Source organism: Veillonella sp. (assembly GCF_018381775.1).
GTDB lineage: Bacteria > Bacillota > Negativicutes > Veillonellales > Veillonellaceae > Veillonella.
In genome coordinates, this window is the sequence record NZ_JAGZRH010000003.1 from 31,455 (window position 1) to 49,526 (window position 18,072).

Below are 18,072 nucleotides of genomic sequence, written 5' to 3' on the forward strand. Positions count from 1 at the left end.
CTAACTCCCACTTTTTTGACGAATCCATAGATTATAAAAGGCGCCCTTTAACTCAATCAATTCGTTGAAAGAACCTTTTTCTTTTATTTTACCATATTCAATATAAACAATTTCATTGGCGTCTTGTACGGTGGATAGCCGATGAGCAATACTTACGATTGTTTTACTGCCACGGATATTTTCGATACTTGCTTGTATTTGTTTTTCCGTATGACTATCAATATTAGCAGTTGCTTCATCTAATAATAAAATAGGTATATTTCTTATTAATGTACGACCAAAGGCTAGTAATTGCTTTTGTCCATCTGATAATAAAGAACCTAAGTACCCAACAGGTGTATTATAGCCTTCAGGTAATTGTTCAATCATAGAATCTAAATTTACTTGTTTTGCAGCTTTTACCATTTCATCATGAGATATAGAGTTATCAAAAAGTGTAAGATTATCTTTAATAGAACCTTTAAATAAGTAAGCTTGTTGGAATACATAGCCCATTAAATGACGAAGTACAGAACTATCATATTTTGAAATATCAATACCATTAATGTAGATGGAACCCTTTGTAGGTTTATAGATACCCATTAGTAAGGACAATAATGTGGACTTACCACTACCGGATGGTCCTACAATACCAGTAAAATCACCAGCTTTAATATGTAAGGTGAAATCTTGTAATGCATAGACATCGTTATTCTCATAGGAAAACCAAACATGATCAAATTCAATTGATTCTACTGGAATCAGTTCCTTTGGAACTTCATCTACCATATTTCGCTCTTTTTCCTCTAATAATGGAACTAACCGTTCTGCACCAGCTAATGAACTTTGCAGGGAATTATATTTGTCTGCAATGTCCTTTAATGGTTGAAAGAATCGATCCATATATTGAATGAAAGCAAAAACAGTACCTGCATCAGCTATAGAATCAATTAAATTGGTAGTGGTAAATATAACAATTAATGCTACAAAAAATAATCCATCAACGAGAGGTCTAAAAATAGAAAATGTTGTTACTTCAAAAAGACCGGCTTCTAAAAAACCTTTATTAACAGTTTCATATTTATCTTCTATAGCCTTTTCTCCACCATAGGACTTTACAATAACAATATAATTAAGTAGTTCCTTAATACTCGCATTTGACGCTGCTACGGATCGTCTTACTTGACGAAAAGCCTTTCTAGAGAACTTTTGATATACCCAAATAATGCCACCCATAATAGGCACTAAAATTGTCATAATAATGGCTAATGGTATATTAATAGCATACATAAAGGCTAATATACCGATAATCATTAATCCACTACTAGCTAAATTCAATAATACGTCTGTATATAAGGTGCGCAGTGATTCTACATCATTTGTAATGCGTGTTACCCAATTACCAATAGGCAATTTATAGAATTCATCATGTGATTTATGTAGAATTTTTTGGAACACAATATGGCGAATATTGTAGATAATCTTTTGGCCAAAACTTTTTAAAAAGTAATTTTCTATGAAAATAAAGCACACACTGCCAATGATAGTGAGACCATATAAAATAGCATAATATTCAATGACATGAATATCATTTGTAGCAAAACCAAGATCGATGACTTGTTTTGTAAGATATGGTCTAAATAATAGTAGTACAAGATTTCCCGCAAGTGCAATTGTTGCTACTAATAAGATTCCTAAATAGGGTTTAATATATGCAGTTATATAGGAGAATAAAGCCCAATCGTTTCTTTCTTTATGCGTTTTCATTTTGAGCCTCTCCTTTCTGTGCTTCATAGAGTGTTTTATATAAACCATTGAGATTTAATAATTCCTCATGTGTCCCCTCTTCAACTATATGACCTTCATCAAAGACAATAATTTTATCAGCTTTTTCAATAACCTCTAATCGTTGCGAAATACATAATATAGTTTGTGAATTTACTGTATGTAATGTCTCTAAAATAGTATTTACTGTTACGGCATCTAAAGCTGAGAAACAATCATCTAATAATAAATATGGTGCATTTTTATAAAAACCTCTAGCCATATTAATACGTTGCTTTTGACCACCAGATAAATCATGTCCTTCTTCTGCAAGAGTATGTAAGTCATTATCTAATAGATTACCTAAATCTCTATATAGGTCGGCTTTTTTTGCAGCCACCTCTACGGATTCATGCATAGGTAATTCTTTACCAAATTTAATATTATCTTCAATAGTAGTACTCAATAAATAAGATTGAGTTGGTACATAAGCTATTGAATTTCGAAGCTTAGATAAAGGTATATCTGAAATATCTTGGTTCCCAAAATAAATAGATTTAGAGGGGCTTTGTTGCAAACCAATGAGTAATTTAAAGAGAGTACTTTTACCAGATCCAGGTTTACCAACAATGCCTATAAAAGAGCCTTTACGAATAGTTGTAGATACTTGAGACAATGCATGACCTTTAGAATTTTCATAATTAAAATCTAAATATCGTATATTAATATCCTCAAGTGGTAATACTTCAGTTGAGTCATCAATTGACTCTATTGGTAGTCGTAAGAAATCGGTAATACGATCTAACGATGCCAAGCCTTTTTGTACAATCGAAATGAGTCCCCCAAAGCCAATTAAAGGTCCTACGATTAGCATAATGAATGAATTGATAGTTACAAATTCACCTATGGACATTTGACCATTTACAGCTAGGTGACCACATATGAAAATACTGATACTAATACAAATAAACGGTGCAATTCTTGTTAACGGTGTTAGTACAGAATCTAATAAGGCAACCTCCATATTTTTCTTATAGTTCAATTTATTTATTTTTTCAAACGAGTCAGAAATAATACGTTCTCGATTAAAGGCTCTAATTACATCTATACCTTGGAATAATTCTTGCCCAAACTCTGTCATATCACTATAAGTAGCTTGAGCACTACGCTGTTTAGCACGTAATTTTCTGCCCAACACAAATATTGCAACAATGATGAAGAATACAGGTGTCATGATTTTAAAAGCTAATAGACCATCTATTTTTTGTATTAAAATAATAGATCCTACAATGGAATAAAATATAATATCCACCACGATCATTACACCTAAACCTAACGCTACACGAAGAGATGTAACATCATTTGTCATCAACGCCATAACTTTACCAGGTCCATTTGCCTCATAATATGTTGTTTTTATTTGTAATGCTTTTCTACACAAGATTTCACGAAAAAGGTACTCCATACGACGGATGGAACCAAGTAAGGTGCGTCGCGAAATAACTTTTAGAATCGTTATAATAATAAATAATAAAATAAAGTAAATAATATAATTGACTAAGCCCTCTTTATTGTGACTTAGTGTATCGATGGCATTACCAATGAATTGTGGAACAAATAAAAATGCTATATCAATAGCGATTAGCATAGTTAAGCCGATGGCATATACCCAGCCTTCTCGGCGGAAAAACTGCATAAATAGCTCTATAGGTTTCATAGGACCTCTCAGTTAAATTTCTGTATTACAGGATTATCATTATTTAAATATACTCCTTATAGTATACACATTTTTTTCATATATCATAATACACCTATACGTATATAATGTAGTTTTAAGATATTTTCTTGATTATGAAGCCAATAACATACTATTTATTCCCTTAAAAACACTATATCGAATTTTTTAGTTTACTTATGGTAATGTAAGTGTTATACTATGCATAGATACAAAACGTATCCTTACGAACATTAGAATTAAAACTCTTAGGAGGAATACAACATGGAAAAACGTACTGGCGTAGTAACATTTGCAGGTGGCCCTATCACATTGGTTGGTCCAGAAGTTAAAGTAGGTCAACAAGCTCCTGACTTCACAGTTTTAAGCAACGACTTACAACCTAAAACATTAAAAGATTTCGAAGGTAAAGTAAAAGTTATCTCCGTTGTTCCTTCCCTTGATACAGGCGTTTGTGACGCTCAAACTCGTTGGTTCAACCAAGATGCTACTGCACTTTCTGATGATGTTGTAGTATTGACAATTTCTATGGACTTGCCTTTCGCTCAAAAACGTTGGTGTGGCGCTGCTGGCGTAGATAAAGTTATTACTTTGTCTGACCACAAAGACGCTTCCTTCGGTGAAAACTATGGCTTCTTGATTGAAGAACTTCGTCTTTTAACTCGTGGCGTAGTAGTAATCAACAAAGAAAATAAAGTAACTTATGTTGAATACGTACCTGAAGTAACTCAAGCAGTTAACTTCGATGCTGCATTAGAAGCAATTAAAGCTGATATCTAATCCTTTGATATTCTCTTGATTATACTGTGGTGTAATCGTAAAAAGACCGTACGGTGTACGGTCTTTTTTATGTGGTATAGTATTTAGATATTTATTGTAGGTGAATTATATATGTGGATACGTATTTCTAAATTATTATTAACTATAAAAAATATAGCCCTTGTAGGTGTAGGCATTGCTCTTTGTATTGCCCTCATTAATACATTAATTAGCCTAGGATTTATTACATGGGCAAATATCCAAGGTTATAGCACTTACTCTTTATTAATTGAAGAATTAATTACCTTCTTCTTATACTTTGAGTTTATTGCACTCATCGTAAAATATTTTAAAAATAACTTCCACTTCCCGCTTAATTTCTTTTTATATATTGGCATAACCGCAATTGTTAGACTGCTAATCATCGATCATGAATCGTCATATGATAATTTAATCTGGTCTGTTGCAATTTTTGTACTTGTATGTAGTTTAGTATTAGTAGAAAAGTTTATAGGACATAATGAGTAATAGCTTTAACGACTAAATTATAAAAAGTTAATATGAATAAAAGGGCTCCTACAAATGTAGGAGCCCTTTTTAAGCAATAGAATCAACCGATATTAGAAGATATTTTTTGCATAGTTAGCATATTTAGCTTCTAATTCTTCCATTTTATCGTTCATTTCAATTTGCAATTGAGATGCTAAGTCATATTCACCAGAGTTAAGTGCATCGATTAAACGAGTGAATAAAGATTTGCGATCATCGCTATCTTTAGCAAGATAGAAACGTAAGTCGTTAACTTCTGCAAAACGTTTATCATCTACACTATTACGGCTATCAGTATGAATAGCTACCATCTTACGAACTGTATCAAGATTATCAGGAATTAAGCGGTGAGCCAATACAAGTTTCCAACGTTTCAAGATAGATGCGATAAAGGAATCCATCAAATCTTTTGCGAATGCATTGCCTTGAGCTAATGTTTCAACTAATTCAGGATTGTTATGGTAACCTTTAATGTTTTCCCATACAGTGGCTGGTGCAACACCAAACATTTGATTACGTTCTTCTTGAGTGAAATCATCGAATACGTCTTTTTCTGTACGATATGCACGATTTGTAGCAAGATAATCAGCAGATTCACCCACTTCTTTGGAAAGCTCTGCTTCTAATTGTGCTTGTGTTTTACCAGATGTAATAGCATATTTCATACCATCAAATGCAGAGATGAAGATCAATGCTAATGCAGTATATGTATTTGTGTAAGGGTTTGGAGAACGCAATTCATAACGTGTAGCCATAGGATTATCGATATCACGAATCAAACCACAAAGGATTGTACGGTTACGGCTTGGTTCGGAAGGATCAGTACCTAAAGATGTAACGATACATACTGGAGCTTCGAAACCAGGTTTTAAACGATTTAAGGAGTCTGTTGTAGAACTGATAAATGGATTGATTGCTTCATAGTGCTTCAATAACCCCATGATAGCACCAATACCCAAGGAGCTAGCAGATTCTTTACGCATATCTTCTGGGCTAAACAAGTTTACAAGTTTACCAGATTTTAATTTAGCCATAACACCAAAGTGTGTATGTTCACCAGAACCAGCTACGCCAATAATAGGTTTTGCATTGAATGTTACATCAAGACCATTTTCACGGAACACTTCACGAACAATAATACGAGCTTGTAATTCATTATCTGCTGTTTGTAATGGGTTATTAGAGAATTTCCAGTCGATTTCTAATTGTTCTAGTACAACTGCTTCATGACCATCTTCATCAAGTTTAGCTTTAACGCCACCTACTTCTTTATGACCCATTTCTGCAACCATACCGTATTGGTCTAAGCGTTCAACTGCTTGTTCTAATGCAGTACGAACTGTACCATGTGTACGTTGCCAGTATTGTTCTTGTAATTTTTGAGATACAGATAATTCTTTTTTGGTAACTGTTCTAGATGGAGTTTTTACCCAGAATTCCAATTCTGTAGCAGATGTAAAGATAATGTCTACAACGTCATCAGCTTTCACATGAGGCATACCAGGTAGACCATGTTCTTTGATCAAGGATAATAGTTCTGCACGAACATAATCACAGCTGTTTTTTAAGATAGAACGAGAGTCAACATAACGGTAGTTATGCATCAAGAATGCAGGAATACGAAGTGTACCAGTTGGTAAACCTGTTGCTTCATCGATATTTTCATAGTTATAGTCAACGAACCAGTTTACACTTGGGTCGCCCCACATATCTACACGTGCATTATTCAATGTGGCGATATTTGTGAGTACAACAGAAGAACCATCTGTTTGAACAGCACGACCTTCGAAGAATGCTTCATAATCATCAAAGAATGCTGCCATAGGGATTTTTTCATCTGTATCATTACCAGCTAAATCAATACCAACAAGAGATACAAATTTAATTTCTGGATGTTGTTCTAATAGTGCAAGAACACCTTCTTTACCATATTGACCTGCTGGAATGTAATACAATAAATCTTTAGTACTTGTCATAATGGTTCCTCCTAAAAATAAAAAGACTCCAACAAATAGATATATATTCCATATATCTAAAGTGGAGTCTTCGTTGACCAATTATTTTGTTGCACTCATAATATCATATAGTGAAAATATATGTCAATAACTTTCTATAGAATTTCATAATTCTCTTAACTATAGTTTTAAGAGTTCTATGTTAATGAATTAAATATACTAACTATATCAACTGTTTAATTAGCTATTTTACAATATATTATCCAATTAACTCTTTAACGATATTATTAACTACTTTACCATCTGCACGGCCTTTAGTTTTTGGCATTACATGTTTCATAACATTACCCATGTTTACAGCATCGCCACATGCTGCAATCGCTTCTTTTACAACAGTGCGAATTTCATCTTCACTCATTTGAGCTGGTAAATATTTTTGAAGCACAGCCATCTCTTCTTTTACATGAGAGATCAAATCTTCACGGCCAGCTTTTTCAAACTCGGTTAACGAGTCTTGACGAGTTTTCATTTCTTTTGCCAAAATACCAAGAATACCATTATCATCAAGTTCTACTTTATCATTGATTTCTGTATTTTTAATAGCACTATTAACCATGCGAATTACAGAAAGAGCGGTTTTACCTTCTTCACGCGCTTTCATAGCCGCTTTCATATCTTCTTTTAATTGATCTTTTAAGCTCATAGTTCCTCCTATTTTATATATAAAGAAACCCTAATTCTGGATTTCATGAAGCCATGAAAAGGCAGAATTAGGGTAATCATCTTATGCTCTGAATTTGCGTTTTCTTGCTGCTTCAGATTTTTTCTTTCTTTTTACGCTTGGTTTTTCGTAGTGTTCGCGTTTTCTTACTTCAGACAAAACACCCGCTTTTTGGCAGGAGCGTTTGAATCGACGAAGAGCACTTTCAAGCGTTTCGTTTTTACCGACTTTGATTTCAGACATCTATATCCCTCCCTCCAAAAATAATCTCGGGAAGTGCTGATAATTTACATACGCACATATAATATTATATGTATAGGTATAGATGTTGTCAATATTTTCCGGTATATTTTATAGGAATTTTAATAAGTATTATAAAAAGAATACATTATACTCAATTTTAAGCTTCAGGCCAGCCCATTTCTTCGCCACCTAAAAGATGTGCATGCATATGGAACACCGTTTGACCTGCTTTTGCGCCAGTATTAAAGATCAAACGATAACCATCTTTAGAAATACCTAGTTCTTTCGCTACATCACGTACGAATGGCAATAAACCTTCTACATAGTCTTCATTTTTTTCAGTAAGATGAGCAATGTTAGCTACGTGATTTTTTGGCACAATAAGAACATGTACTTTTTTCACTGGTTCAATATCATGGAATGCATAAAATTTATCGTTTTCTAATACTTTTTTAGATGGAATTTCACCATTGATAATTTTACAGAAAATGCAGTCACTCATACGATAACTCCTTATTCAATAATTAAATAATTATCTTCTAAACCTACAACAGTACCTCCGATTAGATCACCAATCTTATGTAATCCATCAGACTTTACTTTACTATTTACATACTCATTTGTTAAGCCCATATAGTATCCATTCTCTTCTTTTTCGATGAGAATCTCACCAGGCTTACCAATGCGAGATTTTGCGTATGCTTCATAACCAGATTGGCTAAGACCATTCAAAAGTGCTACACGAGTCTTTTTAACGGCTTCAGGTACTTGATCAGACATGGTCGCAGCCGGTGTACCTTCACGAATAGAGTATGGGAAGGCATGAATATGAGTAAAGCCTATTTCTCGCACTGTATTTAATGTTTCTTCAAAATCCTCATCTGTTTCTTGTGGGAATCCTGCAATTATATCAGTTGTAATTGATAAATCTTTAATACGAGAACGTAAATTTGCAATCAAGTCTTTATATTCTTGTAATGTATAGTGGCGTTTCATCAATTGTAATACATGATCAGAACCAGCTTGTAGTGGTAGATGTAAATGTGGGCAAACACGTTTATTAGTAGCCATTAATTCTACTAACTCATCAGAAACCTCAACAGACTCAATAGACCCGAAACGAATACGATATAAATTAGGAATCTCTAATAAAGCTTTTACTACATCGGCTAATGTAGGGCGACCTGGTAATTCTACACCATAATTCCCCAAATGTATGCCTGTTAATACGATTTCATGGAATCCATGTTCTACTAAACGTTTTGCTTCTTGTACAATATCATCAACTTTACGAGATTTCAATTTTCCTCGAGTATAAGGAATGATACAAAAGGCGCAATAGTTATTACAACCTTCTTGAATTTTCATGAAAGCACGAGCTTTGTCAGATTCATTACCATATAATGGCATTTCTTCAAAGTTAGACTCGTTCATAATATCTCTAACAGCATTGATTTGACGTTCTGTAGATTCTAATTGCTCTACTAGCTCAACGATTTTAGATCGATTATTGGTACCAATAACAAGGTTAACACCGTCAATAGCAGCAATCGCATCTGGATCAAGCTGAGCATAACAACCAGTAACGATTACATAAGCATCTTCATTTTGACGCTTTGCTTTCCGAATCAATTGACGGGATTTCTTTTCCCCCATATTGGTTACAGAACATGTATTAATTACATATATATCAGCTTTTTCATCGAAGTCTACTGCTTCGTAATTATTTTGTAAAAATAAACCTTTCATAGCATCTGTGTCATACTGATTGACACGACAGCCCAAGGTTGTAAAAGCAACGGTTTTCATTGCACCTCTCTATTCTTGTTTAATTTATAGTTCTAATTCATATTGAATCATTGCTAATGATCCAATAGCAGCAGTTTCTGCTCGTAAAATAGTAGTACCAAGAGAAACTGATTTTCCACCACTCTCTATAATAGCATTGATTTCCTTCTCTTGATAGCCCCCTTCAGGACCAACACAGATTAGAATATCAGTTATAGTTTGATTAGTGTGTACTGATTGTAGTGCAGTCTTAATAGTATGACCATCTTCATTTTCATAAGCTACTAATTTTAATGCGTCAGCTTCGATTGTTAATACTTGTAAAAGCGTTTCACCTACTACAAGTGTGGGCAGTTGATTGCGTCCACACTGTTGGGCTGCTTCTAGCATAATTTTTTCCCAACGACTGACTTTTGATTGTAGTTTCTTATCATCATATTTAGCTACACAGTTTGCCGTAGATACAAGATAAATGGTATCTACATTTAACTCCGTCGCCTTTTGTAATACCCATTCTAACTTTTCGCCTTTCAATAAGGATTGAACTAGAATAGTTCGATACGACGATACATCAGACGATACATATTCAATAAGTTTAGCCTGTGCTATACCATCCACTTCATCGGTAATCTGATAGATACCACAACGATTATCACTGCCCGTTACAGTAATGGGTTTCTCCATATTATGACGAAATACATGTAACACATGATGTGTCACATCTTTCGGTAATTCTATTCTTTCATCTAATGGTGTAGGAATAAAAATCTTTTTCATCGCTTTTCTAGCGCAAATGTATGCCAAGGCCCTGCAATGCGCTCCTCAATAATATGCCAATCAGCCTTAATATATGGCATAATCTCATCATGCCGATCATCTATAATGCCACTTATAATTAAAATACCCTTATCCTCTAGTTTTTTACCAATTTGAGGTAATAGTATTTTAAGTGGATCCACTGTTAAGTTAGCTAAAATTAATTGGGCAGTACCATTGAAATCACTATCCAAATTACCACAAATAATCTCTGCAGATACATGATTATTCTCACAGTTAATACGAGCTTGATTGGCAGCATATTCCTCAATATCAATCCCAACCAAATGCTTGATCCCTAAATGTGCTGCTACCAATAAGAGAATACCCGTTCCTGTACCAATATCTAAACAAGTAACTTGATTAAGATCCATGGATTCACAATAAGATTTCAATAGTTCGGCACATGTACGTGTTGTCTCATGAGAGCCAGTACCAAAGGAAATATCGGAATCGATTTCTATAATTGTTTTATTGTGGACGTTATCATATTCTTGCCAAGCAGGTTTAATAATTAAATTAGGTAGAATTTCTGTAGGTTCAATATATTGCTGCCAAGAATTAAGCCATGTAGATTCATCTAATATATTTGTATCAACGGATGTGACACTAATATTTGCTTCTGTAAGACGTTTTTCTAAGTCTGACTTAATTGTATTAGAGTCCAATGATGGATCTGCATACATAGTTAATTTAATTAAATTTGGTTGATTTTCTACATCTTCTTCTATAATTCCATTGTCTGCGTAATCGTCAAAAAGAGTAGTCACCTCATCGGTGGCTACTCTTTCACAGACAATGGATACTTCTATCCACTGCATATATGCTCCTTTATAGGGAATGTGACGGAACAAACCATTCCTTCACATGAGCTGTTCATTTAGTCAAAACGTCCTTAATTTTTTCAAAAAGACTTTTGCTCACTTGTAAGTTATTTACATCTTCGTTACTTTCGTTTGCAAAGCGTAATAACAACTCACGTTGAGTATCTGTCAACTTCTTAGGCGTTTGAACAGTTACCACAATATGTTGGTCCCCTCGTTGCTTAGGGTTACGCAAATATGGAATACCTTTGCCCTTTACGCGGAATGCCGTTCCCGTTTGAGTACCTTCTGGGATCTTTAACTCTACTTTACCATCTAAGGTGTTAACTTGTATAGTAGCACCTAATGCAGCTTGAGCAAAACTAATATTTACACGGCTAATAACGTCATTACCATTTCGTTCAAATTCCTTATGAGGACGAACAAAGATATATACGTAAAGGTCACCCTTAGGACCGCCCAAAATACCTGGTTCCCCTTCATTAGCTACACGTAAGCGAGAACCGCTGTCTACGCCAGCTGGAATCTTGATAGAAATCTTGCGCTTAGCAAGCATTTCACCTGTACCACGGCATTTAGAACAAGGTTTTTCAATGCTTTTACCAGTACCATGACAACGAGAACAAGTGCGAACGGATTGCATACGTCCAAATGGAGTATTTTGAATAACCGCTTCTTGACCAGAACCATGACAGTTTGGACAAGTATCGACACGAGATCCTGGTTCACCACCAGTACCATGACAGTGATCACATTCTTCATGACGATGCACTTCTATTTCCATAGATTTACCAAAGGCTGCATCTTCAAAGGAAATATCAATATCTTCGCGCAAGTCATTGCCTTTTTGAGGGCCTTGTTGTTGGCGACCACCGCCAAACATGCCACCAAAAATGTCGCCAAAGATATCACCAAAGCCGCCAGCTTGACCACCGAAACCGCCAAAGCCTCCTTGGAAACCACCGGCGCCAGCGCCGCCTCCTTGTTTGAAGGCGTCGTGGCCGAATTGGTCATATTGAGCTTTTTTAGTTTCGTCAGACAATACTTCGTAAGCTTCGTTCGCTTCTTTAAACTTTGCTTCCGCTTCCTTAGGATTATCTTTATTTACATCTGGATGGTATTGGCGTGCCTTTTTACGGAAGGCCTTTTTGATTTCATCTTGAGAGGCATTTTTACTGACCCCTAAGATGTCATAATAATCACGTGCCATTAGTTACCAACCCTTCTTATTTCTTATCGTCATCCACTACTGTGTAATCAGCATCAACTACATTGTCATCAGATTTTGTTTGTTGTTGACCTTGCTCTGCACCACCAGCTGCTTGTTGAGCTTGTTGTGCTGCTGCATACATTTGCTCAGCTAATTTATGTAATGGTTGTTCCAAAGCTTCACTGTCTTTTTTGATATCTTCGATGTTGCCTGCTTCGATAGATTTTTTCAATTTATCTTTTGCTTCTTCAACTTCTTTCAACAAAGCTGTGTCGCCTTTACCATCAAGTTCTTTCAATGCTTTTTCAGCTTGGTATACCAAGGAATCTGCATTGTTTTTAACATCTAATTCTTCTTTTCTAGCTTTATCTTCTGCTGCATGTGCTTCAGCTTCTTTAACCATGCGATCGATTTCGTCTTCTTTTAAACCGCTAGAAGAAGTGATTGTAATTTTTTGTTCTTTTTGAGTACCCAAGTCTTTTGCTTTTACATGTACGATACCGTTAGCATCGATGTCGAATGTTACTTCGATTTGAGGAACCCCACGAGGAGCTGCTGGAATACCATCCAAGTTAAAGCGACCCAATGTTTTATTATCTGCTGCGAACTCACGTTCACCTTGTAATACATGGATATCTACAGATGGTTGATTATCTGCTGCAGTGGAGAATACTTGAGATTTAGATGTAGGAATTGTAGTGTTACGATCAATAATACGTGTGAATACACCACCCATTGTTTCGATACCAAGAGACAATGGAGTTACATCAAGTAACAATACGTCTTTAACTTCACCTACTAATACACCACCTTGAATAGCAGCACCAATAGCTACACATTCATCTGGGTTAACGTTTTTAGTTGGTTCTTTACCCAATACTTTTTTAATAGCGTCTTGTACAGCTGGAATACGGCTAGAACCACCAACTAACAACACTTTATCGATATCGGATGCAGATAAACCAGCATCGTTCATAGCTTTACGAGTAGGTTCGATAGTAGCTTGTACCAAATCAGCAGTTAATTCTTCGAATTTAGCACGAGTCAATGTTACATCCAAGTGTTTAGGACCAGTAGCATCAGCTGTGATGAATGGCAAATTGATATTTGTACTTGCTACGCCAGACAATTCAATTTTTGCTTTTTCAGCAGCTTCTTTTAAACGTTGATCAGCTAATTTATCATTGGATAAATCGATACCTGTTTCTTTTTTGAACTCTTCAATAAGGTAGTTCATAATGCGTTGGTCGAAGTCATCACCACCAAGATGGTTGTTACCAGATGTTGCTAATACTTCGAATACGCCATCGCCAAGTTCAAGAATGGATACGTCGAATGTACCACCACCAAGGTCAAATACAAGAACTTTACCATCTTCATCTTTATCTACGCCATATGCAAGAGCTGCTGCTGTTGGTTCGTTGATGATACGAAGTACTTCAAGGCCTGCAATAGCACCAGCGTCTTTAGTAGCTTGACGTTGAGCATCTGTAAAGTAAGCAGGAACTGTGATAACGGCTTGTTTAACAGGTTCGCCCAAATATGCTTCTGCATCAGCTTTGATTTTTTGAAGAATCATTGCAGAAATTTCTTGAGGAGTATAAGATTTACCTTCTACAGTTACTTTGTAGTCTGTACCCATGTGACGTTTAATAGAAATGATTGTGTTTTCTGGGTTAGATACAGCTTGACGTTTAGCCAATTGACCTACTAAACGTTCGCCATTTTTTGCAAAACCAACAACGGAAGGAGTAGTACGAGCGCCTTCTTGGTTAGTAATAACCGTAGGTTCGCCACCTTCCATAACCGCAACACAAGAGTTTGTAGTACCTAAATCAATACCAATTACCTTTGCCATAATATATGCCTCCTAAAACCTTTATAATCTATTCAACAACTTTTACCATTGCTGGACGAATACAACGACCATCAACAGTATAGCCAGTTTGCAATACTTCACATACCGTATCAGATTCATATTCATCTGACGGCACTCGCATAATCGCTTGATGGAAATTTGGATCAAATGGTTTACCTACCGCATCGATAACGGCTAAACCATGTTTAGATAACATAGCCATCAAGTTTTGATGGATCATGATAAATCCATCAAGGAATACCTTTGCATCACCTTCCGCTGGGCTTTGAACAGCTCGTTCAAAGTTATCTAATACAGGAAGTAGATCTGTAAGTACATCCCCTTTAACATATCCTGCAAGTTGCTCTTTTTCTTGATTAGTACGACGTTTGAAGTTGTCGAAGTCCGCTTGTAAACGCTTATAGCGATTATCAAAGTCTGCTTTGAGCTCCTCTAATACTTGAGCTGCGTCCGCCACAACTTCTTCGGCTTCCTCAACAGCTGGCGTCTCTACATTTGTAGTTTCCACTGTTTCGTCAACTGTTTCTTGTTTAATGTCTTGTTCTTCAGCCATTATATGCCCTTTCTATTTTTGTTCTTTTACCATAGATTCCATTATATGTTTCATATGAGACAACATGCCAATGATACGACCATATTCCATTCGTGTCGGTCCTAGAATAGCAAGAGTACCGATAGGTTGATCTTGATTTGTAAAATCAGCTTGTACTACACTCATCGATTGAAGTGCTTCGGTATCATTTTCATTGCCAATCTTTACCTTTACAGGTGTAGGTGAATCATCCTTTAATAGTTGCCCCAATTGATTTTGTTCTTCCACTAATGAAAGTAAGGGTTGTACCTTTTCAACAGACTTAAACTCTGGTTGATTTAACAACTCTGTGGTACCTACAGAATAGAACAACTTACGTTTATTAATTGCTCGTAATAATGTTTCTGAAAGGATCATCAAAATCCCTTGTGGACCTTCCATATGAATCAATAGTGTTCCTAACGCTTCAGCCGTTACATGACCAATACCTATATTCTGTAAAGCATTGCTAAATTGCATAGCTATACTTTGTAATACATCAGGCGAAACCCCTTCAGTAAAGTACATTAATTCATTATCAAGAGCACCAGTCTCAGTAATAACAACCATGACAGCTTGATGTGAATCAAGCGGCAATACATGAATGTATTTGATTAATGCTCTATCATGGGCTGGAGCTAAGAACAAACTCATACTATGGCTCACTTGTGATAATAATTTAGCCATATTTAAGAAGAGCTCACTGGTAGATCCATTAGAATGTTTCCATAACATTTCAATTTTTTCAGCATCCTGTAATGGAACAGGTTGTTGACTCAACATAGAATCAACATATAAGCGATAGCCTTTAGCTGAAGGAATACGTCCCGCCGATGTATGAGGTTGCTCCAAATAGCCTAACTCCTCTAAATCGGACATTTCATTTCGTACTGTTGCAGGACTAATACCAAGATTATAATTCTTTGCAATCGTCCTGGAACCTACAGGTTCAGCAGATTTAACGTAGTCTTCAATTATGGCTCGCAAGATGCGCTGTTTTCTTTCATCCATAATGACACCTCTTGTTAGCACTCATAAACTTTGAGTGCTAATCGCATGTATAATATTATCACATAGGAAAAAATTGTCAAGCAAAAAAATCCTTAAAAAGTCAAATAATATCTATTTAGTCAAAAAGACAATTGAATATTTTAAATTAATTAGTCAAAAAATCAAAGTGTAATAATAAGAAAACACTTATACTATCTACATTTATGCCATATTCTAAAATCTAAATAGTAGAATATGATGGTCTAATAAAATTTTTATTATTAAAACCATAAAATAGTATAAGTGTTTATATATGTCATAATTTAATTGTTACTAAAATTTGGAGAAAAACTAATAACTCTCTAGATAAACGTACAGATCAAGAACTATAAAACCATTAGCACTAAAAATATAGCAACTTATAGTTCTACACCTTCTAAGGGATTACCTAGGCGTTCTAATAGTTTTCCCATACGCTCACGGGGCTCGCCATGTTCTGCATACCAATCTACTAAGATATCTACAGCTTTTTTGGATTGCTCAACAGTAAGCTTTCTAGCCAAAATTTTACCAGCCTCTGGTCGCATTCCCGTATTGCCACCAACAGCCAGCATGAAACCTTGGGATGTTCCAATAAAAGCAATATCTTTTACCATTGCATCTGGGCAGTTACGACCACAGCCACTAATTCCAATTTTGCACTTGTGAGATGTTTTTCGGCCGTAATGTTTTCTCTCTACATAATCAGCCAATTCTTTAGTTTCCATTTGGCCATTTTTACAGTATCCTTTACCTACGCAAGCAATTAAGGAATTAACACCTCTATGAATAACAGTGGTTACACCTTCTGGTAATTCAGAGATAAGTTTTTCCTTATCGTCTTTTTCAATACCTGTAATTTGTATACCTGTTACAACATGGCGGAAAGATCCACCATATTTTTCAGCTAATTCTATGCATGCCTTCATTTGATCTAAAGTAAATTCGTTATGTAAACCGTGTAATATGACAGATGTCTTCATCGTTCCTCCTCAAATCTAGCATGCTTATTCATCATCATCCTATTTATACTAACATATTAGATTTTGAGAAACTGTGAGAAATTACTCTCGAATAAATTGACTAAATACATAGTTACCATGCTTAGCCCCTTCAGAACTCAAATGATAACTACCATTTTGATACTCTAATAAGCCTTTAGTAACCAAATCTTCTAATATATTACCAAATAAATTATGAACAGATACGCCAAATCTATCCTCAAATTTTTGCTCATCAAGGCCCCACTTAGTACGAAGCGCTAAGAAGCAAAAGTCCTCTCGGGCTCGCTCTACAGTAATCGTCTCCGTATCGGTAGTAGGCATAGTGTATCGATCAACAGATTGTATATAAGGCATCACATTTCGATTGTTACTGCGGCGAATACCATCATAAAAGGAATGAGCTCCAGCACCAAATCCTAAGTAGTCTACATAGTGCCAATATTTTAAATTATGACGACTATAGGAATTACCCTTAGCGAAATTGGAAATTTCATATCGTTCAAAACCTAGTTCTTTTAAGCCTTCCATCATCGTATCATACATGGATTCATCAATACTTTCACTAGGAATAGAGATCAAGTTCTTTTGTACTAAATGATATAAATAAGTGCCTACCTCAACTTGTAAACCATACGTAGAAATATGATTAATTGGCAAATCTTTTACAATATTTAAATTATGCTGAATATCCTCTAAGGTTTGTCGTGGCAAGCCATAAATTAAATCAATATTAATATCAGTAAAGCCCGCCTTTTTAGCATCGTAAACCGCTTGTTTAGCCTTTTCACCATTATGACTGCGATGTAGCATGGTAAGAGCCTTATCATCAAAGGTTTGAACGCCAAAACTAATGCGATTAAAGCCTAGTTTAACTAACTTTGTTAGATACTGTAAATCTACTTCCCCAGGATTAGATTCTATAGTCATATGACAGTTTTCATCGATAGTAAAAGTACTTTTTATTTTATCAATAATCATCTGTAGCTGTTGAATTGATAATTCAGTAGGCGTACCACCACCAAAGTAAATCGTATCAATGGACCGCTCTTTAGATTCAGGATGTTCAGAACCCCAAAGATCCATCTCTTGTACTAAGGCATATACATAGGTTTCATAATAATCTTGTAAATTTTGATAGGCAGGAAAATCACAGTACATACATTTCTGTTTACAAAAAGGGATATGGACATACAAGCCCATATCCCCAAGTGTAGACAGATTCAAAGTATTAGAATCTGTTTTCATT

17 protein-coding genes are annotated in these 18,072 nt (G+C 35.3%); 2 read left to right on the forward strand and 15 right to left on the reverse strand.

Annotated elements, in window-relative coordinates:
- Together KH109_RS02545 and KH109_RS02550 are read right to left on the reverse strand one after the other, a co-directional pair.
- A complete protein-coding gene (locus KH109_RS02545) occupies positions 1-1,746 on the reverse strand; it encodes an ABC transporter ATP-binding protein (protein WP_060924615.1) in 1,746 nt (581 codons plus the stop codon).
- The gene (locus KH109_RS02550) at positions 1,733-3,460 is read right to left on the reverse strand and encodes an ABC transporter ATP-binding protein (protein WP_295215437.1); all 1,728 of its coding nucleotides are present in this window, start codon (positions 3,458-3,460) and stop codon (positions 1,733-1,735) included. The genes KH109_RS02545 and KH109_RS02550 overlap by 14 nt, the downstream gene beginning before the upstream one ends.
- A 282-nt stretch (positions 3,461-3,742) precedes the next feature.
- Between KH109_RS02550 and tpx the strand changes: the two genes are divergently transcribed.
- Together tpx and KH109_RS02560 are read left to right on the forward strand one after the other, a co-directional pair.
- The gene (gene tpx, locus KH109_RS02555) at positions 3,743-4,258 is read left to right on the forward strand and encodes a thiol peroxidase (RefSeq protein ID WP_024064190.1); all 516 of its coding nucleotides are present in this window, start codon (positions 3,743-3,745) and stop codon (positions 4,256-4,258) included.
- Positions 4,259-4,369: 111 nt separating this feature from the next.
- The gene (locus KH109_RS02560) at positions 4,370-4,765 is read left to right on the forward strand and encodes a phosphate-starvation-inducible protein PsiE (protein WP_156719109.1); all 396 of its coding nucleotides are present in this window, start codon (positions 4,370-4,372) and stop codon (positions 4,763-4,765) included.
- Between the two features lie 92 nt (positions 4,766-4,857).
- Here the strand turns inward: KH109_RS02560 and KH109_RS02565 are convergent, their stop codons facing one another.
- The 13 genes from KH109_RS02565 to hemW all read right to left on the reverse strand — a co-directional run bounded on the left by KH109_RS02565 (position 4,858) and on the right by hemW (position 18,071).
- Positions 4,858-6,762, reverse strand: a complete 1,905-nt coding sequence (locus KH109_RS02565; protein ID WP_060924618.1) for a glutamine synthetase — start codon at positions 6,760-6,762, stop codon at positions 4,858-4,860.
- A gap of 238 nt (positions 6,763-7,000) precedes the next feature.
- Positions 7,001-7,444 carry a GatB/YqeY domain-containing protein gene (locus tag KH109_RS02570; RefSeq protein WP_295215442.1) on the reverse strand — a complete coding sequence of 148 codons (444 nt, stop codon included), beginning with the start codon at positions 7,442-7,444 and terminating at the stop codon, positions 7,001-7,003.
- Between the two features lie 81 nt (positions 7,445-7,525).
- Positions 7,526-7,705 (reverse strand): 30S ribosomal protein S21, encoded by a 180-nt coding sequence (gene rpsU / locus KH109_RS02575; protein WP_004695751.1) that lies wholly within the window; start codon positions 7,703-7,705, stop codon positions 7,526-7,528.
- 157 nt (positions 7,706-7,862) lie between these two features.
- The gene (locus KH109_RS02580; protein WP_024063776.1) at positions 7,863-8,207 is read right to left on the reverse strand and encodes a histidine triad nucleotide-binding protein; all 345 of its coding nucleotides are present in this window, start codon (positions 8,205-8,207) and stop codon (positions 7,863-7,865) included.
- Between the two features lie 11 nt (positions 8,208-8,218).
- The gene (mtaB, locus tag KH109_RS02585) at positions 8,219-9,514 is read right to left on the reverse strand and encodes a tRNA (N(6)-L-threonylcarbamoyladenosine(37)-C(2))-methylthiotransferase MtaB (protein ID WP_295215444.1); all 1,296 of its coding nucleotides are present in this window, start codon (positions 9,512-9,514) and stop codon (positions 8,219-8,221) included.
- A gap of 24 nt (positions 9,515-9,538) precedes the next feature.
- Positions 9,539-10,270, reverse strand: coding sequence for an RsmE family RNA methyltransferase (locus tag KH109_RS02590; RefSeq protein WP_363158498.1), 732 nt, complete (start codon positions 10,268-10,270; stop codon positions 9,539-9,541).
- Complete coding sequence (locus KH109_RS02595) at positions 10,267-11,130, reverse strand: 50S ribosomal protein L11 methyltransferase (RefSeq protein WP_295215449.1); 864 nt, start codon at positions 11,128-11,130, stop codon at positions 10,267-10,269. The genes KH109_RS02590 and KH109_RS02595 overlap by 4 nt, the downstream gene beginning before the upstream one ends.
- 55 nt (positions 11,131-11,185) lie before the next feature.
- Positions 11,186-12,343: a molecular chaperone DnaJ gene (gene dnaJ, locus KH109_RS02600; protein WP_105085588.1), complete on the reverse strand. Its 1,158-nt coding sequence runs from the start codon at positions 12,341-12,343 to the stop codon at positions 11,186-11,188.
- Positions 12,344-12,359: 16 nt separating this feature from the next.
- On the reverse strand, positions 12,360-14,201 hold the full coding sequence (gene dnaK, locus KH109_RS02605) for a molecular chaperone DnaK (RefSeq protein WP_227720930.1): 1,842 nt from the start codon (positions 14,199-14,201) through the stop codon (positions 12,360-12,362).
- A 28-nt stretch (positions 14,202-14,229) separates the two neighbouring features.
- Positions 14,230-14,775, reverse strand: a complete 546-nt coding sequence (gene grpE / locus KH109_RS02610) for a nucleotide exchange factor GrpE (RefSeq protein ID WP_060924625.1) — start codon at positions 14,773-14,775, stop codon at positions 14,230-14,232.
- 12 nt (positions 14,776-14,787) lie between these two features.
- Positions 14,788-15,804: a heat-inducible transcriptional repressor HrcA gene (hrcA, locus tag KH109_RS02615; RefSeq protein ID WP_295215455.1), complete on the reverse strand. Its 1,017-nt coding sequence runs from the start codon at positions 15,802-15,804 to the stop codon at positions 14,788-14,790.
- A gap of 398 nt (positions 15,805-16,202) precedes the next feature.
- Complete coding sequence (locus KH109_RS02620) at positions 16,203-16,805, reverse strand: nitrite/sulfite reductase (protein WP_060924627.1); 603 nt, start codon at positions 16,803-16,805, stop codon at positions 16,203-16,205.
- Positions 16,806-16,886: 81 nt separating this feature from the next.
- Positions 16,887-18,071, reverse strand: coding sequence for a radical SAM family heme chaperone HemW (gene hemW, locus KH109_RS02625; protein ID WP_295215459.1), 1,185 nt, complete (start codon positions 18,069-18,071; stop codon positions 16,887-16,889).
- Between the last annotated feature and the right edge of the window lies 1 nt (position 18,072).

Bases quoted from the DNA above. Each gene is read 5' to 3' on its own strand.
- KH109_RS02545 (WP_060924615.1), bottom strand. From the start codon at position 1,746: ATGAAAACGCATAAAGAAAGAAACGATTGGGCTTTATTCTCCTATATA.
- KH109_RS02550 (WP_295215437.1), bottom strand. From the start codon at position 3,460: ATGAAACCTATAGAGCTATTTATGCAGTTTTTCCGCCGAGAAGGCTGG.
- tpx (WP_024064190.1), top strand. From the start codon at position 3,743: ATGGAAAAACGTACTGGCGTAGTAACATTTGCAGGTGGCCCTATCACA.
- KH109_RS02560 (WP_156719109.1), top strand. From the start codon at position 4,370: ATGTGGATACGTATTTCTAAATTATTATTAACTATAAAAAATATAGCC.
- KH109_RS02565 (WP_060924618.1), bottom strand. From the start codon at position 6,762: ATGACAAGTACTAAAGATTTATTGTATTACATTCCAGCAGGTCAATAT.
- KH109_RS02570 (WP_295215442.1), bottom strand. From the start codon at position 7,444: ATGAGCTTAAAAGATCAATTAAAAGAAGATATGAAAGCGGCTATGAAA.
- rpsU (WP_004695751.1), bottom strand. From the start codon at position 7,705: ATGTCTGAAATCAAAGTCGGTAAAAACGAAACGCTTGAAAGTGCTCTT.
- KH109_RS02580 (WP_024063776.1), bottom strand. From the start codon at position 8,207: ATGAGTGACTGCATTTTCTGTAAAATTATCAATGGTGAAATTCCATCT.
- mtaB (WP_295215444.1), bottom strand. From the start codon at position 9,514: ATGAAAACCGTTGCTTTTACAACCTTGGGCTGTCGTGTCAATCAGTAT.
- KH109_RS02590 (WP_363158498.1), bottom strand. From the start codon at position 10,270: ATGAAAAAGATTTTTATTCCTACACCATTAGATGAAAGAATAGAATTA.
- KH109_RS02595 (WP_295215449.1), bottom strand. From the start codon at position 11,130: ATGCAGTGGATAGAAGTATCCATTGTCTGTGAAAGAGTAGCCACCGAT.
- dnaJ (WP_105085588.1), bottom strand. From the start codon at position 12,343: ATGGCACGTGATTATTATGACATCTTAGGGGTCAGTAAAAATGCCTCT.
- dnaK (WP_227720930.1), bottom strand. From the start codon at position 14,201: ATGGCAAAGGTAATTGGTATTGATTTAGGTACTACAAACTCTTGTGTT.
- grpE (WP_060924625.1), bottom strand. From the start codon at position 14,775: ATGGCTGAAGAACAAGACATTAAACAAGAAACAGTTGACGAAACAGTG.
- hrcA (WP_295215455.1), bottom strand. From the start codon at position 15,804: ATGGATGAAAGAAAACAGCGCATCTTGCGAGCCATAATTGAAGACTAC.
- KH109_RS02620 (WP_060924627.1), bottom strand. From the start codon at position 16,805: ATGAAGACATCTGTCATATTACACGGTTTACATAACGAATTTACTTTA.
- hemW (WP_295215459.1), bottom strand. From the start codon at position 18,071: ATGAAAACAGATTCTAATACTTTGAATCTGTCTACACTTGGGGATATG.